The sequence below is a fragment of the Colwellia sp. MB02u-14 genome, assembly GCF_014076915.1.
Taxonomy (GTDB): Bacteria; Pseudomonadota; Gammaproteobacteria; order Enterobacterales; family Alteromonadaceae; genus Colwellia_A.
The window spans coordinates 166233-188819 of record NZ_JACGUX010000062.1 but is presented as its reverse complement, the minus strand read 5'-3'; the positions used below and the strand labels follow the sequence as shown (position 1 = coordinate 188819).

20 protein-coding genes and 6 tRNA genes are annotated in these 22587 nt (G+C 36.6%); 17 read left to right on the top strand and 9 right to left on the bottom strand.

Annotated features, from left to right (window positions below):
* Positions 1–13 precede the first annotated feature (13 nt).
* Together H4J52_RS05710 and H4J52_RS05705 are read left to right on the top strand one after the other, a co-directional pair.
* Positions 14–562: a DNA polymerase domain-containing protein gene (locus H4J52_RS05710; RefSeq protein WP_182224356.1), complete on the top strand. Its 549-nt coding sequence runs from the start codon at positions 14–16 to the stop codon at positions 560–562.
* 120 nt (positions 563–682) lie between these two features.
* Positions 683–1873 carry a cystathionine beta-lyase gene (locus tag H4J52_RS05705; RefSeq protein ID WP_182224355.1) on the top strand — a complete coding sequence of 397 codons (1191 nt, stop codon included), beginning with the start codon at positions 683–685 and terminating at the stop codon, positions 1871–1873.
* 88 nt (positions 1874–1961) lie between these two features.
* Here the strand turns inward: H4J52_RS05705 and secF are convergent, their stop codons facing one another.
* The 3 genes from secF to H4J52_RS05690 form a co-directional block, all read right to left on the bottom strand.
* Positions 1962–2882, bottom strand: coding sequence for a protein translocase subunit SecF (gene secF, locus H4J52_RS05700; protein ID WP_182224354.1), 921 nt, complete (start codon positions 2880–2882; stop codon positions 1962–1964).
* Positions 2879–4735 (bottom strand): protein translocase subunit SecD, encoded by a 1857-nt coding sequence (gene secD, locus H4J52_RS05695; protein WP_182224353.1) that lies wholly within the window; start codon positions 4733–4735, stop codon positions 2879–2881. The genes secF and secD overlap by 4 nt, the downstream gene beginning before the upstream one ends.
* Positions 4736–4860: 125 nt before the next feature.
* Positions 4861–5295 carry a hypothetical protein gene (locus tag H4J52_RS05690; RefSeq protein ID WP_182224352.1) on the bottom strand — a complete coding sequence of 145 codons (435 nt, stop codon included), beginning with the start codon at positions 5293–5295 and terminating at the stop codon, positions 4861–4863.
* 309 nt (positions 5296–5604) lie between these two features.
* On the opposite strand from H4J52_RS05690, the gene aroG reads away from it, so the two are divergent.
* The 3 genes from aroG to H4J52_RS05675 all read left to right on the top strand — a co-directional run bounded on the left by aroG (position 5605) and on the right by H4J52_RS05675 (position 8567).
* Positions 5605–6657, top strand: coding sequence for a 3-deoxy-7-phosphoheptulonate synthase AroG (aroG, locus tag H4J52_RS05685; protein ID WP_182181115.1), 1053 nt, complete (start codon positions 5605–5607; stop codon positions 6655–6657).
* A 177-nt stretch (positions 6658–6834) separates the two neighbouring features.
* The gene (locus H4J52_RS05680) at positions 6835–7647 is read left to right on the top strand and encodes a hypothetical protein (RefSeq protein ID WP_182224351.1); all 813 of its coding nucleotides are present in this window, start codon (positions 6835–6837) and stop codon (positions 7645–7647) included.
* Positions 7644–8567, top strand: coding sequence for an ABC transporter ATP-binding protein (locus H4J52_RS05675; protein ID WP_182181113.1), 924 nt, complete (start codon positions 7644–7646; stop codon positions 8565–8567). The genes H4J52_RS05680 and H4J52_RS05675 overlap by 4 nt, the downstream gene beginning before the upstream one ends.
* Here the strand turns inward: H4J52_RS05675 and H4J52_RS05670 are convergent.
* Together H4J52_RS05670 and fabA are read right to left on the bottom strand one after the other, a co-directional pair.
* Positions 8564–11107 carry an EAL domain-containing protein gene (locus H4J52_RS05670; RefSeq protein ID WP_182224350.1) on the bottom strand — a complete coding sequence of 848 codons (2544 nt, stop codon included), beginning with the start codon at positions 11105–11107 and terminating at the stop codon, positions 8564–8566. The genes H4J52_RS05675 and H4J52_RS05670 overlap by 4 nt on opposite strands.
* A 221-nt stretch (positions 11108–11328) precedes the next feature.
* Complete coding sequence (gene fabA, locus H4J52_RS05665; protein WP_182181111.1) at positions 11329–11844, bottom strand: bifunctional 3-hydroxydecanoyl-ACP dehydratase/trans-2-decenoyl-ACP isomerase; 516 nt, start codon at positions 11842–11844, stop codon at positions 11329–11331.
* 183 nt (positions 11845–12027) lie between these two features.
* Here fabA and H4J52_RS05660 point away from each other — a divergent pair, with 183 nt between their 5' ends.
* The 11 genes from H4J52_RS05660 (at position 12028) to H4J52_RS05610 (ending at position 19607) form a co-directional block, all read left to right on the top strand.
* On the top strand, positions 12028–12282 hold the full coding sequence (locus tag H4J52_RS05660) for a hypothetical protein (protein WP_182181110.1): 255 nt from the start codon (positions 12028–12030) through the stop codon (positions 12280–12282).
* 186 nt (positions 12283–12468) lie between these two features.
* A complete protein-coding gene (gene uvrY, locus H4J52_RS05655; protein ID WP_182181109.1) occupies positions 12469–13113 on the top strand; it encodes a UvrY/SirA/GacA family response regulator transcription factor in 645 nt (214 codons plus the stop codon).
* Between the two features lie 3 nt (positions 13114–13116).
* Positions 13117–14967 (top strand): excinuclease ABC subunit UvrC, encoded by a 1851-nt coding sequence (gene uvrC, locus H4J52_RS05650; RefSeq protein ID WP_259366679.1) that lies wholly within the window; start codon positions 13117–13119, stop codon positions 14965–14967.
* A 134-nt stretch (positions 14968–15101) separates the two neighbouring features.
* Positions 15102–15689: a CDP-diacylglycerol--glycerol-3-phosphate 3-phosphatidyltransferase gene (gene pgsA / locus H4J52_RS05645; protein WP_182181108.1), complete on the top strand. Its 588-nt coding sequence runs from the start codon at positions 15102–15104 to the stop codon at positions 15687–15689.
* Between the two features lie 137 nt (positions 15690–15826).
* Positions 15827–15902, top strand: a tRNA-Gly gene (locus tag H4J52_RS05640).
* 43 nt (positions 15903–15945) lie between these two features.
* Positions 15946–16019, top strand: a tRNA-Cys gene (locus H4J52_RS05635).
* Positions 16020–16113: 94 nt separating this feature from the next.
* A tRNA-Leu gene (locus H4J52_RS05630) sits at positions 16114–16199 on the top strand.
* A 90-nt stretch (positions 16200–16289) separates the two neighbouring features.
* Positions 16290–16365: transfer RNA gene (locus H4J52_RS05625), tRNA-Gly, on the top strand.
* A gap of 53 nt (positions 16366–16418) precedes the next feature.
* A tRNA-Gly gene (locus H4J52_RS05620) sits at positions 16419–16494 on the top strand.
* Positions 16495–16728: 234 nt separating this feature from the next.
* A tRNA-Leu gene (locus H4J52_RS05615) sits at positions 16729–16814 on the top strand.
* Between the two features lie 513 nt (positions 16815–17327).
* Positions 17328–19607, top strand: coding sequence for an EAL domain-containing protein (locus H4J52_RS05610; protein ID WP_182224349.1), 2280 nt, complete (start codon positions 17328–17330; stop codon positions 19605–19607).
* 224 nt (positions 19608–19831) lie between these two features.
* Here H4J52_RS05610 and H4J52_RS05605 read toward each other — a convergent pair whose 3' ends face one another.
* From H4J52_RS05605 to H4J52_RS05590, 4 genes are all read right to left on the bottom strand, one after another.
* Complete coding sequence (locus H4J52_RS05605; RefSeq protein WP_182224348.1) at positions 19832–20242, bottom strand: hypothetical protein; 411 nt, start codon at positions 20240–20242, stop codon at positions 19832–19834.
* 40 nt (positions 20243–20282) lie between these two features.
* Positions 20283–20558, bottom strand: a complete 276-nt coding sequence (locus H4J52_RS05600) for a hydrogenase subunit MbhD domain-containing protein (RefSeq protein ID WP_182181106.1) — start codon at positions 20556–20558, stop codon at positions 20283–20285.
* A 47-nt stretch (positions 20559–20605) separates the two neighbouring features.
* Positions 20606–20881 carry a monovalent cation/H(+) antiporter subunit G gene (locus tag H4J52_RS05595; protein ID WP_182181105.1) on the bottom strand — a complete coding sequence of 92 codons (276 nt, stop codon included), beginning with the start codon at positions 20879–20881 and terminating at the stop codon, positions 20606–20608.
* Between the two features lie 278 nt (positions 20882–21159).
* On the bottom strand, positions 21160–21681 hold the full coding sequence (locus H4J52_RS05590) for a Na+/H+ antiporter subunit E (protein WP_182224347.1): 522 nt from the start codon (positions 21679–21681) through the stop codon (positions 21160–21162).
* 284 nt (positions 21682–21965) lie between these two features.
* Here H4J52_RS05590 and H4J52_RS05585 point away from each other — a divergent pair, with 284 nt between their 5' ends.
* Complete coding sequence (locus H4J52_RS05585; protein ID WP_182223702.1) at positions 21966–22583, top strand: sodium:calcium antiporter; 618 nt, start codon at positions 21966–21968, stop codon at positions 22581–22583.
* Positions 22584–22587: the final 4 nt, after the last annotated feature.

Here is a 22587-nt window from a genome sequence, read left to right as displayed (position 1 = left end):
TAGCCAATTCTTAATGCCAACAATCAGAGGGCAAGATGTTGGTACTAAAAAACGTTATGCGGGGATCGTAGAAAAAAAGGGCAAGTATGAACTTATTTTTAAAGGTTTAGAGAGTGTTCGCACCGACTGGACAGAATTGGCAAAAACTTTTCAACGAGAGTTGTATTTAAAAATATTTAACGGCGAACCTTTTGCCGACTATGTCCGCAGTATTGTTGCTCAAACCTCTGCAGGGCAATTAGATCACTTACTGGTTTATCGTAAGCGTATTCGCCGGCAATTAGATCACTATGTTAAAAATGTGCCCCCGCATGTCAAAGCTGCACGTTTAGCTGATGACATTAATAAAATAAACAATCAGCCGTTAAAGTATCAGCAACGCGGTTGGATAGAATATTTCATTACGACGTCTGGTCCGCAAGCTAAAGGTTATGTCAAAGCGCCCTTAGATTACCAGTTTTATATTGACCGACAATTAGCGACTGTTGCCGATGCTCTTTTACCTTTTGTTGGCAGCAGTTTCGAAAAGCTAACCAGTGATCAAATGAACTTATTTCAATAAGTCTATCGCTGTAATTATTGTAAATAAATCGTGCATCATGCTTGGAAAGATCATAAGGTAACTTTATTAAGTTAGCTATTTAGATGGCTAAATGAATTTTATGCTTTAGGATGAAAAATCATGATCAACGATACCAAAATAGTCAATGCTGGACGAAAATCAAAATGGACACGTGGCGTTGTTAATCCCCCGGTAGAACGTGCATCAACCGTTGTTTTTAATACGGTTAAAGAAATGAATCACGCAACCGCTAACCGCGGCAATCAGGTGCTTTTCTACGGACGAAGAGGCACCTCAACCGCTTTTGCTTTCGCAGATGCAATGACTGATCTTGAAGGCGGTGCAGGTTGTGCCATTTATCCATCGGGTACTGCGGCGATCACTAATGCTATTCTTTCGTTTGTTAAAACCGGTGATCATATTTTAATGGTTGATACCGCCTATGAACCAACACGCGATTTTTGCGACAAGATATTGGTTAACATTGGCGTAGAAACCACTTATTACGATCCCACTATGGGTAAAAATATAGACACACTTATCAAAGTTAACACCCGACTTATTTTCTTAGAATCACCTGGCTCTATTACTATGGAAGTACAAGATGTTCCGGGTATTGCTGAAGTTGCTCACCAGCATGGCTGTATTGTTATGCTCGACAATACTTGGGCTGCGGGGGTCAATTTTCAACCTTTTGACTACGGTGTTGATATTTCGATTCAAGCCGCGACTAAATATATCGTTGGTCATTCAGATGTGATGTTAGGCACGGCAACGGCGACAGAAGAGTACTGGCCACAATTACGTGAAAATAGCTATTTAATGGGGCAATGTACGTCGCCTGACGATTTATATTTAGCGATGCGTGGTATTCGCACCTTAGGTGTTCGTTTAAAACAACACCAAGCCAGTGCCCTAAAAGTGGCTAATTGGCTGGCAACACGCGATGAAGTTGATGTAATTCTTCATCCTGCTTTTGAATCATGTCCGGGCCATGAATATTTTAAGCGCGACTTTACGGGCGCTAACGGTTTGTTTTCTTTTGTGTTAACGCGTGGTGATAAGCGGTCACTTAATGCCTTACTCGATGGTATGGAACATTTTAAAATGGGCTATTCTTGGGGAGGTTTTGAAAGTTTGATTTTGGGTAATACTAATGTCGGGCGCATACGCACAGCAACTCAGTGGCATTATGAGTACCCATTAATTCGTTTGCATATAGGCTTAGAAGATGTTGATGACTTAATTGCCGACCTTGCTAGAGGTTTTGATAGATTAAATGCGGCGTTGGAAATATCATCGTCTAGCTGATGTCGTTAAGGGTATTTACGGTTAAGTAAATACCCTTGTGAGTTATTGTCTTGATACGATTATCGAGCCGAAATTACTGGACTATTATTTAAGGTAAGGGGCAAATATCTGTTTCTATTTTTTGATAATAATCAGCGGTTAAACCAAGTAATTGTGGCACTGTTGCTGAAATTGCAATCGAAGAGAAAGTACCCACTAAAACGCCGGTGAATAGTGATATAGAAAAACCTGCTAAAGACTCTCCTGCAAACCCCCATATGGCAATAATAGTCGCTAATGTCGTTCCTGAGGTGATCATCGTTCTTACTAAAGTTGATTTAATGGCTTGATTGATCACGTTATCTATATTTGCATGATTATTTGATTTCATTATTTCTCTTATTTTGTCACCGACAATAATTGAGTCGTTTAATGAGTAGCCAATAATGGCTAACAAACTGGCTAAAATTGTTAAATCAAAGGATAAGCCAAACCATGCAAATAACCCGAGTACGATAAGTACATCATGAAAAAGAGCAATAACAGCACCCGCGGCTAAACGCCACTCAAATCTAAAAGACAAATAGATTAAGATGACAATAATTGCGGTTAATAGCGCTAATCCACCTTGGTTAATTAATTCTTCACCGACTTGGCTTCCTATGTAAACGGCGTCTTGAGGCGTGATGTTTAACTGATTTTTGTCAGCAAAATCAGTTAGCCATTCCTTACCTTGTAAACTGACGTTATTATCTGCTTGTTGAACACTCCAATGTGTTCCTTGTTCAGCAGAGGTTAATTTAAAGCTTTCAGGGAGATAAGCACTGAGTAAGGTCTTCATTTTTGTTTGGCTAAGGGGATTTTCCGTTGAAAATTCAGTAAGGTAACCGCCAGTAAAATCTAAACCAAGCGCTAAATTTTTGCTCAATAGACCAGAAAGTGCAATAACAATAAATATTGCTGCGCAATAAAAGCTGGCAATGCGAAAGTAGCTTAAAGTAAAGTATTTATTAAGTTTCGTGGTACTCATACGTTAACTCCCAATAATTGTGTTTTATTTTTTCGAATAACCATGTTTGTTAATACCTTTGAAACAAAAACACCCGTAAACATACTGGTTAAAATCCCTAAGCATAAAATAAGTGCAAAACCTTTAACCGGACCATTTCCTATAGTGTACAAAATAATGCCAGTGATCATGGTGGTAATATTGGCATCAAGAATTGTTGAAAAAGCACTTTTATAACCTTGTTCAATGGCTGACAACACTTTATGGCCGCGCTTTAATTCTTCTTTTATCCGCTCAAAGATAAGAACATTGGTATCAACAGCCATACCAACCGTTAACACTAAACCGGCAATACCGGGTAAAGTCAGTACTGCACCAGGCAGTAACGACATCAACCCAAGTAAGCTGATCAAATTCAATGTTAGTGCTATATTTGCAATGACTCCTAAAGAACGATACCAAAAAACCATAAATAACAAGGTGATACTAATACCTACGCTAAGGGCTTTAATACCCTTTTTGATGTTATTTTCACCGAGTGACGCCTCAATGGTGCGTTGTTTTACTATAGTGACTGGCGCTGTTAGCGAACCTGCTCGCAATAATAATGAGAGTTCTTGTGCAGCCTGTTGGCTTGACATGTTAGTGATACTAAATATAGAGCCAAGGTGTTGTTGGATTGTAGCGACGTTAATGACTTTACTTTTTTTGACCATTTGATTTTCAGCATTTCGATAAAATTCAGAAAATACCGTTACCATAGTATTACCGATATTTTGCTTAGAAAATTGCGACATCTTCTTACCACCGATAGCATCTAGGGTAAGATTGACTAAAGGCATGCTCATTTGATCTTGTCCTGCTCGTGCATCTTTAATATTGCTGCCTGAAAAAACCACCTGGCTGTTTAAGGTGAGTGTTCTGCCATGTTCATCTGACATGCGCAATATACCTGCTGCCTTTGAGTTTTCTGCAAGCTGATAAAAATCGAGTGAAGCTGTGGCACCTATGATACGTTTTGCTTCTTCGGGATCATGAACACCAGGCAATTCAATGCGAATATGATTTTTTCCCTGTTGCTGTGTTATCGCTTCAGTTATCCCTAGCTCTGCTATTCTTCCTCGCATTGTTTTTAATGTTTGCTGCATCGTTTCTTGACGAAATTGAGCTGTTATTTTTGAGGAGTATGACAACGTCACTTGGTTATGCTGATTTTTTTGCTGGGATAATTCAGGGTAGATTGCTTTTAGTTTGCTAAAAAGCGTATCAACTTTACTCTTCGCTACGTTAGGAAAGCTGACAGAAAGTTTTTGTTGATGTGCTTCAGGAAATTGGCTTGCCTTGCTTTGAACGACATTAACTCCTTGAATACGTGCTTCCATGGCAAGTGTTTTTATCGCTAATGCGATGTTTTTGAAACGATCAAATAAGGCTTGTTTTGTGTCAACATCAAGCACAAATAATACCCCGCCACTTAAATCTAAGCCTAATTTTATTGGCTTAGCATTGAGTGACTCCAGCCATGAGGGTAAGTTATTTATCCTATTAATTTTAATAAGGTATTTATCTTTTAACTTGTTATATAACAGTGAGTTAATTGACTTTGTGTCGGCTTTGTTACCGTGTGTAATTGTTGTTTTTTCGCTAGTAACATGAATTTTATCTACAGATAAATTCTGCTGATTGAATAAGTCTTTAAGTTCTGTTGTGGTTATTTGTTGAACACTTGAATTAATAGGCAAGAGTTCAATTTTTACTTTATCGACATATAGATTCGGTAAGGCACTGACTAATAGGAAAAGTAAGGTGAATAATATTAATAGATTTTGCCATTTAAAATAACGATATGGCTTTTTCATCGGTAAGTTCATCATAAAATCTCGTAAATTCTTGTTGCCTTCGCGTTCTAAATTTTAGAAAAGGGCATACAACAAGGGCCACGGTTAAAAAGTGGCAAAAAAAAGGAAAAAGATTGTTTAGTCATTGTTAGATGATGAATCTATGAATGGTAGGTTATGCTTGCTGTGTATAAACTATTGCCATCTTTCCAACCTGCAAGTCGATTAGAACTTGTGCGATGGCTAAGTTGCTCATACCAATTAATCTGCACCGGTGGATTAGCCAGATTTTTAAATAATCCAGCGGTGAGTTTAACTTTAAAAAACTCAATAACGAGCAGGTAGTTTGGTGTAGTCTGTATTTCGTTAGTAAATAATGATGAACAAATGCGATTTAATCGTGGCAAGTTGAACGATTGGTCAGGGGCATTTTCATCGACCAACAAGGTTAAGTCAGGGGATAAAGGAGAGTGACTTTTTTCAATCGTTAATGTAGTGGTAAAGGTTATCTTATTCGTAAAATTTTCAGCAGGCAAAGCATTAGCTGCAGAAGCTAAGACAAATAAAAACACCACTATCGAAAAATTTCGCCACATAAGAAAATTAGATTGTTTGTTGTGCCTTTATTATAGGCAGATAAATATTGAGGTTTCAATGGTTGTATAAAATAAACAGGCAGGAACTACGCTAAAAATAGGATGACAACCGCCATTATAAAACACTTTATGAATATATCGTTTTTAAGGCATTTTCTATTGGTATTGTCTGTTTAACACTGATAAGTTGTTGATGGGTTAACCATCTAGGAGTCTAGCCAGCGAGTTAGACATACACAATGAAAATAATAAAATACTAAAGTGTGCAATTACTGCCTAATTTTAGTATTGAAGTAAAGAGAAATGACTATGTTCTACCAAACCGACGACGTTCGCATTAACAAAATAAAAGAATTATTACCTCCTATCGCATTAATTGAGCGATTTCCTGCTTCTCAAGAAGCGTCTAAGTCGGTGTTTTCTGGGCGTAAAGCCATAAGTGAAATTTTTAATGATAAAGATGATCGCTTGCTCGTGGTGATTGGTCCATGTTCAATACATGATACTGAAGCCGCATTAGAATATGGTCAACGATTAGTTAAACTGCGTGAAAAGTATAAAGATACCCTTGAAATTGTCATGCGGGTTTATTTTGAGAAACCTCGCACAACAGTTGGGTGGAAAGGCTTAATTAATGACCCGTACATGGATAATACCTTTAAGCTTAATGACGGTCTTCGTATTGGCCGTAAATTATTACTCGATTTAAATGATATGGGTATGCCTACAGCGGGTGAGTTTTTAGACATGATAACGCCACAATATATGGCTGACTTTATGTGTTGGGGAGCAATTGGTGCCCGTACTACGGAAAGCCAAGTGCACAGAGAACTCGCTTCAGGCTTGTCTTGCCCGGTTGGTTTTAAAAATGGCACTGACGGCACAATTAAAGTCGCTATAGATGCTATTGGCGCGGCAAGTGCTTCTCATCATTTCTTGTCGGTGACCAAATATGGCCATTCTGCTATTGTGCAGACAACGGGTAATAAAGATTGTCATATTATTTTACGTGGTGGTAAAACGACAAATTTTGATGCTGACAGTGTAAAAGTCGTCACAGAGCAGTTAGAGAAGTCTTCACTTAATACTAAAATTATGATCGATTTTAGTCATGCTAACAGTAGTAAGAAATTTAAAAATCAAATGCTAGTTTGCGATGATGTTTGTCAGCAAATTAGCGGTGGGAATCACAATATCTTTGGTGTGATGGTTGAAAGTCATTTAGTGGAAGGTCGCCAAGACCTCGTTGATGGTGAAGTCGCGACATACGGTCAAAGTATTACCGATGCTTGTATTGGCTGGACCGATACAGAATTACTGTTGGCTCAATTGAGTGAATCAGTTGCTACACGTAGAAAATAAGTTTATTGACTGTTTCATTTTAAGTAGCATAAAAAAGCCAATCAATATTGATTGGCTTTTTATTTGCAAAAATAAATAGTTATGTCTTTGGCTGACGTATGGTGAAACAAAATAACACTCGCATTTTTTGGGCGGTGCATTTATGGTATTGCAAAATAATCATTAGCAGGCTTTCATTTGTTAAACATTCATAGACTTTCTATTCTCACTCAATTTGAACTGAACCGTATTTTTAAAACTAAAAATGGTTTAATCGCTTTAACAGCCTTTTGTGCTGTTTGGTTTGTTCTTTTATACTATGTGATCAGCTCAGCAACAGACATTGTTTTTTCGGATACTTTTAAAGTTGCTGCAAGTACTTTGTTTGGTTCTTTAGGGTTAAGTGCTTTATTAAAATGGCCCGTAGCGGAGTTTTCTATTTACTGGTTGGTGGCTGTTTATTCCTTTCCAATATTTACTTTACTGGTGACAAGTGACCAAACTTGCTCAGACAGGGCACGTGGTACTTTACGCTTTATCACATTAAGAGCGACACGGAGTGAAATACTGCTTGGGCGATTTTTAGGGCAATTTCTTATTCTTGTTAGCTTAATATTGTTAACATTATTGGCCTGTGTCGCATTAGCTGTCGCCCGAGATGGCGCATTATTGTTTCCTGCGATAAAACAAGCTGCAGTACTGTTTGTCGAGTTATCTATTATTATTTTACCCTTTATTGCGCTTATGTCATTTTTTAACAGCATTTTATCCTCCGCTAAAATGAGCATTGTTGCAGGAATTTTGTTTTATACTCTTGGTGCGTTATTGATAGGCTTTATTCAATTTCAACTAAACAGCGGTCTTTTTCTTAATTTTATTTTTCCTGGTACACAAATTAGTCGCGTAGTTTCATTAGAAATTCTCGATTTTTATCATTATTTAATTCCTCTCTTTCAAACGGTTGTTTTGTTATTTGTTGCGGATAAACTATTAAAAAGGGCGTCAATATGAGTTTACTGAACAGCCAAACAGGTCCGTTAATTCAAGTTAATAACCTGTCAAAATCATTTGGCGACCATTTAGCGTTAGATAACGTGTCATTTAACATAGAGAAAGGGCAACCTATTGCATTGGTTGGCCCTAATGGCGCAGGTAAAACCACTTTGTTCAGTCTATTATGTGGTTACTTATTGCCAAGTAGTGGCAGTATTACCATCGCTGGGTTTAAAACAGGAGATGCAAACTTATTTGGCCGGTTGGCTGCGCTGCCACAAGATGCTCAGTTTGATCCGCGTTTTTCGATTGCTGAACAGTTAACGTTTTATGCTCAACTGCAAGGATTTAGCCGTAAAAAAGCGATAAAAGAAGCGCAAAGAACATTAGAACTGGTTGGCTTAGCGGATACTTTTAATGCAAAACCTGATGAATTATCACATGGTATGCGTAAACGTGTCGCTATTGCACAAGCCTTAATAGGTTCGCCAGACATTGTAATGTTAGATGAAGCCACGGCGGGTCTTGACCCGATAAATGCTCGAGAAGTGCGTGAGTTGGTTGCGTCTTTATCATCAGAGATTACGTTTATTTTGAGTTCTCATGATTTAAGTGAGCTAGAGCGGTTATGTAGCCAAGTTTTATATTTAGAAAAAGGACAGTTGCAACAACATCAGAACTTACAAAGTGAAGAAGAACAGCGTTATTTAACGATTAGAATGAGGCAGTCGTATGATGACTTTTTATCCTTGGTGGGCTCCATTGCTAATGTACAGCATATTGAACAGACGCAAAGTAATGAGTTTTTAATCACTAGCTCTGCTATTTCGCTTGAAAGTGAACCGTTAGATCTACAAATACTTCAGCTTTGCCATAAACAGCAATGGCAATATTCACAATTAACTAACGGCAAAACATTAGAAAACAGATTATTCTAGTCTTTATCAGCAGGGATGAACTCACCATCAAGGTCGACACGTTTTTGTGTTCGACCTTTTTTTTGTAAAACTAACCAGTCTAGGTAATCGTCAATTGGCATAGGCTTTGCGTAGTAAAACCCTTGACCAATATCACAGCCAAAGCTGCGTAATGTATCTTCATCTGCTTGACTATTAATACCTTCAGCGACAACTTCTAAGCCTAAACCTTTTGCCATTTTAACCGTTGCTTCAGCAATAGTTTTACGTTTATGGTCGTCATTGACATTTTCAACAAAGAGTCGGTCAACTTTAAGCTCTTGAAAGGGGAGATGACTAATTTGTGCCATCGACGAATAACCCGTGCCGAAATCATCAATACTAATGGTAAAGCCTAAATCACTTAATTTTTGAATTAATTCAAGAGATTGTTGATTATGGCTAATTGAAGCAGATTCGGTTATCTCTAATATTATTTTTTCAGCAGGAATACCGCTTTCTTCAATAACGGTCAATGCATTAGTAAAAAAGTGCTCATGAGCAATATCTTTACCACTAATGTTAATAGATACCATATGATTATTGTTTACTAATATTTGCTGGTGTTGTACTAAAGACCGTTTAATGACCCATAACGTAAGTTGGTTAATAAGCCCTAAATCTTCAGCTAAGGGGATAAAGACAACGGGAGAAATAAATCCCTCGTTGTGATGATTCCAACGAATTAAACACTCGCTACTGCACACTCGTAAGGTTTTTAAATCAATTTGTGGCTGATGATATATTTCCAATGTGTCTTTTTCGATAGCCTCTTTTAAATCAGTCGCTAATTTAAGTAAATAGCTGGTTTGATCTGACTTTTCACTTTGATAGTAAGCCCAGCGGCCATAAACGAGTTGGGCATCATTAACGGCTAACAAAGCATGATTAATTAATAAATAATTAGCGTCGCCGTGCTCTGGATAATTAGCGATACCGATGACAGCGGATAAAGGCAGTTTAAGATCATCAATCTGGAATGTTTCTGAGATAAGTTGTTGTATTGACTTTATCAGAACGGATAAATCTTGCGTACCCTTATTTTTATTGACCACAATAGCCAAACAATTATTCTCTAAGAAGCAAATTTTTTCGTTATTAGACGATAACGATTCAATCGCATCATTATAAATGAACAATGAGCTTAAACGACGGCTTAAGCGTTTAAATAAAGCGGCGTTAGCTTTATCGTCTATATAGAGAGATATCTGTTCAATATGTTCAGGCTTAATGACTAAGACACAAAAATCGTTATTCCCAGATAATTGCAATTTATTCATCACGGCTTCAAGCATTGATTTACGGGGTAAATTAGTCAATTCATGATAGCTGATACTATGAACTCTATCCTGGTCATTTCTGCGCATGCGTTCAGCCAGGGCAAAAGCCATGAAGGTGATTTCAATCATTACGGCAAACAAAAATGCATTTTGCGTTAAAAATGTTGAATCAATATAGTTTAATAACACTAAGGGTTGGATTGCTGCCCCCGCTAGAAAAGGTATCCATGAAATAAAATAGAATCGGGCCCAAGCAAAATCTTTAGAGAGTCTTTTGAAAATAATAAATAATGAAAATAGAAAAAAAAGAGGTTGAATTGAAAAGAAGAGTTTAGTTTGAGTTATCTGGTCTAAAGACAGGGAATACAGAGCAACGAGCATTAACAATATGCTTAACGTAATACCTATTTTATAAAGATTATTATTAACTTGGTCATAGCGTAAAAAAAATAACGAAAATAATAATAAGAAAAATACGAGGGCGTAATGTGTAAATAAGATATATTCATGAATAAAGTACTGAAATTCTTTTGAGAATATTAGATAGCCATAACCTGTAACGCCAGCTAAAACGATAAAAGAAGATAACAAATAGCCGATATAAACGAGGTAAACTTTATCTTTTGTCGCAAAGTATAAAACAAAGTTATAGGTTGCCATCAACAAAATAATACCAATGAAAATACCATAGACAATTTGTGTGTAATCAATTCTCTTACCAAAATCCTCTTTGTTATAAACAACTAATGGTACATTTGGTGGGCCATTACTTTTTACATGGGCAATAAGTTGTACCGTGCTATTGGCGAGTAGGTCAAAACTTACATGGGGGAATACGTCCAATAACTTTACGCGTTTACGTGTTGGCTTTTGCTGTGTGATCGCGGTGATATTTTCGAGATTTACATTCACTTTGTAAACATCAAAAAATGCCAACATACTATTATCTGCATGTAAAACAAGCTTTTGAGTGCTTAGGCTATGATTGCTAATATCAATTCTTATCCAATACGATTGATGACCTAAATCATAAGGAATGTCATTAGCTAAGGAAGGGATAAATAAAGCCACAGAATCTTTTTGGTTAACAAGTGTCTTAATATCTAAATTGTTTTCATGATCAATATAATAACTAAACTCACTGCTGATTAAAGAAGAGTCGTCACGCAGAGCAAGTTCATCAATATTACTGATAAATGTCCACACGCTATTAAAAATAAAAACTAAAACTAGAAAAATCATAAAGATAAAAGTTAATCTAGCTGTTTTATAAATACTTGAAGGTAATTTGATCATAAGAATAATGTAAGAATAGCGACAAAAAAAATTGATTATATTTCATTAATTTAGCAGAAGAACAGTGATAAAGGCAGGAATTAATAAAAATAAAAAGCCCACTGTTTAAAAAGTGGGCTTGAGTTTTAATCGTGTGACGCGCTGTAATAATGTAAATAAAACTTATTTTAGAAAGACGTTGTATCCGTAAATAAACCTACTTTTAAGTCTTTAGCTGTGTAGATTACTCTACCGTCAACTAAAACTTCACCATCAGCAATACCCATGAAAAGTTTACGCTTTATGACGCGTTTTAAAGTGATTTTATAGGTAACCTTTTTATTCGTCGGTAAAATTTGACCGGTAAATTTCACTTCACCCACGCCAAGTGCACGGCCACGGCCAGGTCCACCAGACCAACCTAGGAAGAAACCCACCAGTTGCCACATAGCGTCTAAACCTAAACAGCCTGGCATTACGGGGTCACCTTTGAAATGGCAATCAAAAAACCAAAGGTCGGGACTAATATCAAGTTCAGCAATAATCTCGCCTTTACCATATTCGCCGCCATCTTCAGTGATAGAAATAATACGGTCCATCATAAGCATATTGTCAGAAGGCAATTGGCTATTACCTTCGCCAAACATTTCGCCCGTACCCGCTTTTACTAAGTCTTCTTTAGAGTATGAATTTTGATCTAACATGAGGTCACTTTTCTTCAGTAATAAAATTATTCGCTACTTTAGCGAACACCTGTACACTAAACAACTCTGAGCCGTACTTTATTTGAATTTTATTGATATAAAGTTAGATCATTACTGCTTTTTTAGATATTATTTAGTTACGCATAACCTTTTTTTTAAAAAAGGAAATTTGGTAACATACTGATGAAAGATGATAAAAAAGCGTTTAGCAACGCAGAAAAGCAAAAACGCTACCGTGAACGCCAAAAAGAGTGTGGAAAAAAAGAAATGCGTGGTTATTTATCTCCAGAAGCGCAAAATTGCTATGAACTCATTGCGGAACAAACTAAATGGACTGACAGTGTTATTTTAAGCAATGCCGTTCGGTTAACCTATGCGGCTTATAAAAATGGTCAAATTGGTTTACTGAATAATTGGTTGAAAAAGCATGACCTGTAGTTAAAAATCAACCTCATTGTCGGTAAATAAGGCAGAGGAAAATTTATGCTACACTTTTTTAATCAAGATAGTTAAATTCAATTGTGCTGCTTGTTAATACCCTATATGCTCTGAACGTATAAAGTATGGATATTAATGGCAATATTCTTCTACACAATAAAAATTGTAAATTAAGGTGAACCTCCGTTGATAAATGTTTTATTGGTTGATGACCATGAGTTGGTTCGTACAGGGATACGTAGAATTCTTGACGACGTTAAAGGACTTAAGGTTATTGGTGAGGCCGAAACTGGAGAGGAAGCCGTACAATTTTGTCGTAAAAATGAACCCCATGTTGTACTAATGGACATGAACATGCCAGGTATCGGTGGTTTAGAAGCGACTAAAAAAATAATCCGCTATTCGCCTGACATAAAAGTTATTGTCTTAACGGTTTATTCTGAAGACCCTATTCCTACAAAAGTTATGCAGATTGGTGCAGCCGGTTATTTAACGAAAGGGGCGGGTGCTGATGAAATGGTTAACGCTATTCGTGCAGTTAATAGCGGGCAACGTTACATAACACCTGATATCGCGCAGCAAATGGCATTGAGCCAGTTTAAATCTAATCAAGAAAATCCATTTAATATGTTGTCTGAACGTGAACTACAAATTATGTTGATGATCACGCGTGGTGAAAAAGTTCCTCATATTTCAGAACAACTTATTTTAAGCACCAAAACGATCAATAGTTACCGTTACCGAATGTTTGAAAAATTAAATGTCGGTAATGATGTCGAACTAACTCATCTTGCTATTCGCCACGGTATGATTAAAACAGAAACACTATAAACTTTGTCAGTAACTCAGCCCATTTTTGATCATCAAGCTTTTCTCTCTTCAGTTTCTGAACAAGCGGGTGTTTATCGGATGTACGATAAACACCAAGCCGTTATCTATGTAGGAAAAGCTAAGCAACTTAAAAAGCGTCTATCGAGTTATTTTCGTAAAGATGTCGGCAGCACTAAAACCAAAGTGCTCGTCAGTCATATCATTGCCATTGACGTTACTGTTACTCACACTGAGGGCGAAGCGTTAATCCTCGAAAATAATTATATTAAAAAGTATCTCCCTAAATATAATATTTTACTGCGCGACGATAAATCCTACCCCTATTTATTGATCACTGATCACAAACACCCTAAATTAGGTGTTCATCGTGGTGGGAAAAAGGTTAAAGGTGAATATTTCGGTCCTTATCCAACCGTTGGAGCTGTTTGGGAAAGCCTTCGTTTAATGCAAAAGTTATTTCCTGTTCGCCAGTGTGAAGATAGCTACTATCGAGCCCGCAGTCGTCCTTGTTTACAATATCAATTAAATCGATGCTCTGCGCCGTGTGTTGACAAAATATCAGCCATTGATTATCAACAACAAGTTGATATGGCAAAATTATTCTTACGCGGTAAAAGCTCTACTGTTATTACTAGTCTTGTTAGTAAAATGGAAGAGGCGAGTCAAACACTTCATTTTGAGAGTGCAGCGAAATACCGTGATCAAATAGCCACTTTACGTCAAGTTCAAAAACAGCAGTTCGTTAGTGGTATTGTGGCTGAGCTTGATGTGATCGGTATTTATATTGAGAAATCACAGGTTTGTGTGCACGTATTATTTATACGTGATCAAAAGATTTTAGGAAGTAAAAGCTATTTTCCAAGTGTTCCAGCTGATACCGAACCAGCAGAAGTCTACCAGGCATTTATCAGCCAGCATTACTTAGGGCAAGACCTAAACAGTGCTGTTATACCAAAAGAAATAGTGATCAGCGAAAGCTTTGAACAGATTAAAGAACTTACTCAACTTTTAAGTGAACAAGCTGAGCGTAATGTTAAAATATCAACAAGTGTCCGCAGTGAGCGCGCACAATACTTAAAGTTAGCGTGTACCAATGCACAAAATGCATTAGCCACAAAAAATAGTCATAAAGCTTCGATGCTGGCACGTTTTTTGGCATTAAACGAAGTCTTTGAGCTTGATAATGGAATTAATCGAATTGAGTGCTTTGATATTAGCCATACCATGGGGCAACAAACTGTGGCATCAAATGTGGTTTTTAATCAAGAAGGGCCCTTAAAAAGTGACTACCGACGTTATAATGTTTATGGCATCACTCCCGGAGATGATTATGCGGCGATGGCTTTTGCGCTTAACAAGCGTTATGGTAAAGTGACAAATATGGAAAACATGCCTGACATTGTCTTTATTGATGGCGGCAAAGGGCAACTATCAAAAGCAGAAGAGTTTTTTGCAAACCTTCAGGCTAATACAACCTTAGACAAAATTCCCTTATTAGTGGGCGTTGCAAAAGGAGAAGGGCGAAAGCCTGGACTTGAAACGTTGATTTTAGCCGGCAGCCACCAATTAATTTCGTTACCCCCTACCTCCTCAGCTTTACATTTAGTACAACATATACGTGATGAGTCACATCGCTTCGCTATTACTGGACACCGAGCTAAACGTCAAAAAGCCAGTAAAAAATCAACACTAGAATCTATTGAAGGTATTGGCGCCAAGAAACGTCAAGCTCTTCTAAAGTACTTAGGCGGCCTACAAGAAGTTATGCAAGCAGATAAAAGCACACTTGAAAAAGTTCCTGGTATTAGTAAAGTGCTAGCTGAAGCTATTTATAATGCCCTCCATGAAAAATAAGTGAAGTGATTTTTAAAAGAATGACTTAATATATGTTTACTTATTATGCTTGTTTTTTGATAAAAATTTACGTCAAGCCTCTAATCTGTGTAGAATGTGACAACGCTTGTTGTCATTAGTAGTAAAATAAATTTATGTGGACTATTCCAAATCAAATTACTATGTTCCGTATAGTATTAATACCTGTGTTTTTAGTGGTGTTTTATTTACCGGTATCATGGAATCATTTCGGCGCATTTGCCGTATTCTGGCTTGCAGCTATTAGTGATGCCCTTGATGGCTACTTAGCGCGTAAACTCAATCAATCTTCAGCTTTTGGCGCGTTCATTGATCCAGTGGCAGATAAGCTAATGGTTGTTGCCGCTTTAGTACTCCTTATTCAAGACTATCAATTATGGTGGATTTCAATTTCAGCCATCTTAATGATTGCTCGTGAAATATTCATTAGTGCCTTGCGTGAATTTATGTCTTCTCGTGGTAAACGAGATGAAATCGCGGTGTCGCAAATGGGGAAATATAAAACCGCTGCACAAATGTTAGGTATTATGGGACTCATTTGGCAACCCGATTATGATATTCCGTTAATATTGTTTAATTTTCCACATGAAATATTAATGTTTATCGCTTATAGCTTTTATGCAATAGCTACAGTGCTTACTTTTTGGTCGATGGTCGCTTATTTTAAAGTAGCTTGGCCTGAGTTAGTTAAACAAAACAGTTAGAAAATGATGTTTTTAGTTAAAAAAACGTCAAATTAGCCGCTTTTTAAGCAGTCAAAACAAAATTGAAATTAAACTGTTGACTCCAAATAATTTCAATGTAGAATGCGTCCCAAGTTGACAGGGAGTCAGCAGATGAAGCGGCTGTAGCTCAGCTGGTAGAGCATCACGTTGCCAACGTGAATGTCACGAGTTCGAGTCTCGTTAGCCGCTCCAAGTTTGATTTATAATATTGTTGTTGTTGTCAAATAATAAGTTTGGCGGGTTGGCAGACTGGTTATGCTGCGGATTGCAAATTCGCCTACCTCGGTTCGACTCCGGGACCCGCCTCCATATCTTATGAGAATAATTTATGGATGTTTAAAGGAATTAGCTGAAAGACTAATAAGTAGGGAACCAATCACTACTATAAAAAATATTATCCGATGCCCGGGTGGTGGAATTGGTAGACACAAGGGATTTAAAATCCCTCGCTCATAGAGTGTGACGGTTCAAGTCCGTCTCCGGGTACCACTTTTCTTCTAACGAAGTTAAACGGCTAATTTGATGGTGTATGTTGGCTCATACAAATAAAACAATTTATTGTGTAAAACAAGAAGTGAAGCGGCTGTAGCTCAGCTGGTAGAGCATCACGTTGCCAACGTGAATGTCACGAGTTCGAGTCTCGTTAGCCGCTCCAATTTAGTTTTATTAGTAATACCTTAAATAATGTTTAGTTATTTAATCTACGAAGCGGCTGTAGCTCAGCTGGTAGAGCATCACGTTGCCAACGTGAATGTCACGAGTTCGAGTCTCGTTAGCCGCTCCAATTTAGTTTTTAATAAACTAAATTTATTAGCAAAGCATTGACATTAATTATGAATGTAAGTTGTTAATAAAAATGTAATTAATTGTTAATAATTACAATTCTAGTGTTTTAATAAACTAGAGAGTAGTATAAGATGCAATCTTATTAATTACTCAAGTCTCTTCTTCACAATTTTATATAAGTGTAGCAGAGTTAGTAGGGAGCCAATCTCTACTTTAAAAAGAATTATCCGATGCCCGGGTGGTGGAATTGGTAGACACAAGGGATTTAAAATCCCTCGCTCATAGAGTGTGACGGTTCAAGTCCGTCTCCGGGTACCACTTTTTTACTGGACTTTCTGTTTAGTGAATTTATAATATACGATGAATTATATTATACTTACCATCTCGCAGCTATCATGCAACTATCAATATTTAATAAATACGTAATTTAATATATCACCAACATATTTCCCCATGTTTACCTCTTACTTATTTCTGAATTTTATCAGTATTGATTATTCTCCTTAAAGGCAGTTAAGCGTTAATTTTCAGCTACTATGATTAACTTCAGTATCGTAAAGTACTGAGTTCGTTATTTTTCTTTAGGTTAATTTATTACTACAACAACATTATTACGGTCTGCAAAATAACATGAAGGTTTTCCAAACGTGGTTAAATTAAGCTTAATTGCGATTGATTACTTACGTGAATGGAATGAAAAGCAGATTAATCATAACTAATAAACTATGCTGATATAGGAATGAAGTTCATAACGTAAATTCTTTTATGTCTTTGACCCTTAAAATATTTTAACAATGAATAATTAATGTCATTAAAAGTATATGGTGAAGTATGGATACTGTTAGGTTAAAAAAGTTACTTTTTCACCAACAAGATATATTATCTAAAATTGCATTAGGTACACCTTTAAATGATGTTTTACACGATATTTGTTTGTCTATTGAAGAAATTATTGATGATAAGTCGGCAAAATGCTCAATATTGTTGTTAAAGGGAGATCAACTTTTTCATTGTGCAGCACCCAATATTGATGATAAATATTGTCAGTTAATAAATGGCGTATATATAGGCCCAAATGTAGGTTCATGTGGAACTGCAGCTTATTTAAAGTCCCGTATTATTGTTGAAGATATAGAAACATCATTGCTATGGGTTGACTTTAAAGAACTGGCACTAAATTTTGGCCTTCAATCGTGCTGGTCAACACCTATTATTTCCACACAATCAAATATTCTCGGTACGTTCGCTATTTACCATAGCGCTCCTAAAACACCTTCCACCAAAGATTTAGAATTAATCGATTATTTCGTTCATTTTTCTAGCATAGCATTAGAAAAAAATACTGAGTCGCTTTTGGTTGAGCAGTTAATCGCTGACCTACAGCAAAGTAATGAAAAGTTTAAAGCTTTTACTAAAGTTATGCCTGATTTAACCTTAATTTTAAGTGAAGAAGGTGAATATACTGACATTTATGGCTCACCTGATGAGTTGTTATATAAGTCGTTGAGTAAACTTATTCATAAAAATGTAAATGCCGTTATGCCTCAAAAGGATTCTCAGCCAATTATGGCTGTGATTGATAAAACATTAGCTACCAACGAGGTTCAAATTTTTGAATATGAACTTGATGTTAAAAAAGGTAGCGTTATTTTCGAAGGAAGAACGGCACCCATTGAAAATTACCAAACAAGTAACCCATCTAAAAGACATATTGTATGGATGGCAAGGGATATTACGATCCGCAAGAATGCAGAAAAAGAAGTCGAACGATTAGCTTTTTTTGATTCATTAACAAACTTGCCTAATCGTAGAATGCTTAACGAAAGGTTAACTATGTGTGTTGAAAGAATAAAACGTACGCATAAAACAGGCGCCTTATTATTCTTAGACTTAGATAACTTTAAAAAAATTAATGATTCATTAGGACACAGCGCTGGTGATGAACTTTTAGTTGATCTGTCATACCGATTGAGTTCTGTTATAAGAGCATCTGACACTTTAGCCAGAGTTGGAGGCGATGAGTTCATTATTTTGTTGGAATATGTCGGTGATGACAATGAGCAAGCGAATATCGAAGCAGAAATTGTTGCTCAAAAACTGCAAAGTGTATTCAAGAAAAAATTTGAGGTCGAGGGATTAGCATTTCAGATGAGTTGTAGTATTGGTATTTGCCTCGTTGATAGGAGAAATTCAGTTACAGATAATATATTAAAGTTCGCAGATACCGCGATGTACCGTTCTAAAATGAAAGGGGGTAATCGTTATAGTTTCTATAATCCTCAATTACAAACATTACTAGAAAACCAGGATGAACTTGAAGCAGATCTTGTCAGGGCTATCGCTAGTAATGAGTTTTGCACTTACTTTCAACCGCAAATAAGTGCATTAGGAAAAGTTATTGGCGCAGAGGCGCTTATTCGATGGGATCATCCCATAAAAGGACTGATAGCCCCCAATGAGTTCATACCGATTGCTGAACAGTATGGTCTCATGCATAAGTTACAACATATTGTACTAAAGGATATCTGTGTTTTAATTGAACAACTGAGTGTTGAAAACATTATTGATGATTTATTTAGTGTGTCGATTAATATAAGTCACTGTCAATTTAACTCACTTTCCTTAAATTCTGAGTTACTTAATGTGATTAATGACTTTAATATACGACCATCACAAATTAAATTAGAAATTACAGAATCAATGCTCTCTGGTGATATGGAAAGTACCGCAAGACAGATGGAAGAACTTAACAAATATGGATTTATCTTTTCAATAGATGATTTTGGTACCGGTTATTCTCGCCTGGCACACCTAAGTGTTTTTCCTATTAATGAATTTAAAATTGATAAAAGCCTCATTGATAAAGTGTTAGATGATGGTAGCGGACTTAAGCGTGTAAATTTGATTATAAATTTGGCCAAAAGTCTTAATATAACCGCGATTGCTGAAGGGGTTGAAGGGATAGAACAATTTGAAATATTAACCGCTATGCATATTGATTCAATTCAAGGTTATATGATTGCAAAACCTATGATCAAAAATGAGTATATAGAGTGGCATAAACTTAATGTCGTTAGCCCCGTGATTGACGTTAAAGTGAACAATAACTAAGTAACTCACTGATAACTGATAAAACACAGTAAAAGAGCAGTAAAACGACTTAACAGTGACACTGATAACAGTGGAAAGACATAGACACTTTAAAGGTTGATGAGGTCGGTGTGCTAATGTTTTGTTAAACACACGCAGACCCGTAACTCTCATCACCTATTTGGGGAAAATGTTATAGGCATATAAACGCACCAAACTAATAACCTCATTATGTGCTGAAATATTTAGATCAAAAGCCAAACACCACTAATAATAAAATACAAACACCGCGCTAGTAAAGCCCCCCCTGGCTTTGCTGAACCTATCCACAGTAAGCAACTAGCTATAATAATGGTTAACGGAATAAAGACCTTGGCAATGAGCAAAACTTGAGACTCTTCTTGTAGTTTAAATGTTAATATCGGAGTATCTAAAATATAAGGTAATACCCCTACTGCCACACAGAGAAAAACAGCAAATTTAATGAAGGTATCGTAAGCACGGTAGTTTAAAAGTACCGCAGTGACCCTATTAGTTACACCTGTTTTATCAAGATGATTGACGGCTAATGCTTGTAACTCATTATTGTGTAATGGCTGATTAAATAAAGCAAATATGAAAAATACTGTAAAAAGGGTGACTAAAATAACAATCAATGTTTTTTAATAACGTGACGACTGTCTGTCAAAAATTTTATCAAAGATCACCTCTAGTCTTTTTTTCAGCGGGCTTATCGATAGACAGCTTTCTCCATGATGCCAGCAACATAGCACCGGTTAATCCTGCACCAATAGCCGCTTCAGCGATAGCGAAATCAATAGCATCCAACGGGATCCAACAAAGTGTGATCACCAGCACAAGACTTATAAATAAAATAATGGCAGTGAACGACTGCTTCACTAAAAACATTGAACTAGCGATAACCAAGACACAAATACATAATAAGATATCAACGGATAAGTCTCTATTCATCTATCATTTTTCCTGTTTGTATTGTGATTGCCATCGCTCTTACTGATTTATCTTTTGCGCTCATGTCGCGCAACTAAATGACAACTCGTTGCACTAGTGAGTAATAACAAAGTCCATACCAAGATAACTTTTATTCCCATAGAGACACTATTTACTTTTGGCAGCAAACCTAAGGTGATTAAGCCTAACCGTAAATTATCTGATTTAGTGAGAGCATGTAAGCGACAAAAAATGTCAGGGAATCGAAATAACCCTAAGGTTCCAGCAATAAAGAAAAGGCAACCAAGCGAGAGCATTACTACCGTAAATAGGTTGGCTATCATGTTAGTGGTTATCCTAAGTAGAAGTAGGCTTGATAGGTTGTTCTGCCAACTTTAAAAATGCAATTACTGTAATCGAGGCCAATAGAGTAACGGCTAACGCAACGTTAGTTATCACTTCGTTATTTTGTAATACCGACAAGATAATAACAATTATAGTGCCAAACAGTTGATCGGCTAACATACGGTTAGCGTTGTCAGGCCCAATGAATACTCTTATTAACCCTATAATTAAACAAAGCAGTAAAAGAACAATCACAGCAATATAAAAACAGTCACTTTTAACTCACTTTTCTTGTTGATGAAACATGGCATTGTGAATAGATATCTAAACTATACAGTTCACAAATCGCGAGTTCGCATTCATAGATATATTCTAATGAACTTTTAGTGACAGCTAATACATGAACGAGCACGCTAGTAGGTTCTCTTATTAGACTGACAGAACCTGGTAATAAACTCACTTCATTCATAAACAAATTCATTGGTGAACCTGCAGGCAAATGCTTAATAGGATAATGTATAAATTCAGGCTGTAATTTTATGTCAAAAGAGAACAATCTCACTGCTGTGTCGGTGCCCCCTTTTATGAATTGATAAAGAAAAAACCAGATGAATTTTGGTATCTTAGCGATATTAATGTAAAACGCACGATTAGCGAGGTCAGTTTTTTCAGATAATTTGGCAGATACATAAACACTCATTGGGATAAAGACGACACCCACAAGTAGTGAAGTAATATCACCGTCAGAAAGTAAAAACCAAAAGCCGGTTAATAACCGGCTGGATATAAAGTAAAACAAGATTTAAGACTTAGTATTTTATCAATAAGATTAATCACAATTATAGGAGCTAACTACAGTAAAGCGTACAAAAAATTGTCATCATTTTGTTATTTTCACTCTATACTAAAAGTTTTGTACGGGCAGCCTTCAGGCGAATTAATGAATTGTATAATGATGGTTTCAGGGCTGGTGATGTTAATTATTGGCGGTGAGCTTTTAATGCATGGCGCTATGTCTGCTGCGAATAACCTAAGATATCGCCATTTTTAAGTGGCTTAATTATTGTTGGCTTTGGCACCTCTATGCCTGAATTAATCGTTTCAGTTAATGCCATTATGAACAATAACGCATTAGTCGCATTAGGAAATATAATAGGGAGTAACATTGGTAATATTGGCCTTATTATCGGTACCTGTGGGTTGATTGCGCCATTAGCGTTTAAGCAGTTAGCACTTAAACATGATGCTTTGGTGATGTTAGCGGCAGTTATTTTACTTATATTAGTGGGCTTAACGGGGGCTTTTTCGTTGCTTTCGGGTCTGTTGATGCTTAGCGCACTATTTGCTTATTTAGGCTTTACTATTTATACAGAAAAAAACCCAAAAACGCCTTCTCAGAAACTCCATCAAGACGAAGGTAAAGCATTGTATGCTAAGCCACATAATATAGGGTTCGTGATATTATCTGTCATATCAGGTCTAGTGATGTTGATGCTAGGAGCACAGTGGTTTGTTACGGGTGCTTCGGTTATCGCTACGCATTTAAGAGCATCACAAGCGCTTATAGGCTTAACATTAGTGTCGATAGGTACCTCATTGCCCGAATTTACAATTTCGATAATGGCGGTATTGAGAAAAAAGATGGATGTAGCGGTTGGTAATGTTGTGGGTAGCAATATTTTTAATGTTTTAATGTTTTAGGGAT

Excerpts from the sequence above, each read along its gene's own strand:
- H4J52_RS05710 (WP_182224356.1), top strand. The coding sequence starts at position 14 with ATGCCAACAATCAGAGGGCAAGATGTTGGTACTAAAAAACGTTATGCG.
- H4J52_RS05705 (WP_182224355.1), top strand. The coding sequence starts at position 683 with ATGATCAACGATACCAAAATAGTCAATGCTGGACGAAAATCAAAATGG.
- secF (WP_182224354.1), bottom strand. The coding sequence starts at position 2,882 with ATGAGTACCACGAAACTTAATAAATACTTTACTTTAAGCTACTTTCGC.
- secD (WP_182224353.1), bottom strand. The coding sequence starts at position 4,735 with ATGATGAACTTACCGATGAAAAAGCCATATCGTTATTTTAAATGGCAA.
- H4J52_RS05690 (WP_182224352.1), bottom strand. The coding sequence starts at position 5,295 with ATGTGGCGAAATTTTTCGATAGTGGTGTTTTTATTTGTCTTAGCTTCT.
- aroG (WP_182181115.1), top strand. The coding sequence starts at position 5,605 with ATGTTCTACCAAACCGACGACGTTCGCATTAACAAAATAAAAGAATTA.
- H4J52_RS05675 (WP_182181113.1), top strand. The coding sequence starts at position 7,644 with ATGAGTTTACTGAACAGCCAAACAGGTCCGTTAATTCAAGTTAATAAC.
- H4J52_RS05670 (WP_182224350.1), bottom strand. The coding sequence starts at position 11,107 with ATGATTTTTCTAGTTTTAGTTTTTATTTTTAATAGCGTGTGGACATTT.
- fabA (WP_182181111.1), bottom strand. The coding sequence starts at position 11,844 with ATGTTAGATCAAAATTCATACTCTAAAGAAGACTTAGTAAAAGCGGGT.
- H4J52_RS05660 (WP_182181110.1), top strand. The coding sequence starts at position 12,028 with ATGAAAGATGATAAAAAAGCGTTTAGCAACGCAGAAAAGCAAAAACGC.
- pgsA (WP_182181108.1), top strand. The coding sequence starts at position 15,102 with ATGTGGACTATTCCAAATCAAATTACTATGTTCCGTATAGTATTAATA.
- H4J52_RS05610 (WP_182224349.1), top strand. The coding sequence starts at position 17,328 with ATGGATACTGTTAGGTTAAAAAAGTTACTTTTTCACCAACAAGATATA.
- H4J52_RS05600 (WP_182181106.1), bottom strand. The coding sequence starts at position 20,558 with ATGAATAGAGACTTATCCGTTGATATCTTATTATGTATTTGTGTCTTG.
- H4J52_RS05595 (WP_182181105.1), bottom strand. The coding sequence starts at position 20,881 with ATGATAGCCAACCTATTTACGGTAGTAATGCTCTCGCTTGGTTGCCTT.
- H4J52_RS05585 (WP_182223702.1), top strand. The coding sequence starts at position 21,966 with ATGCCTGAATTAATCGTTTCAGTTAATGCCATTATGAACAATAACGCA.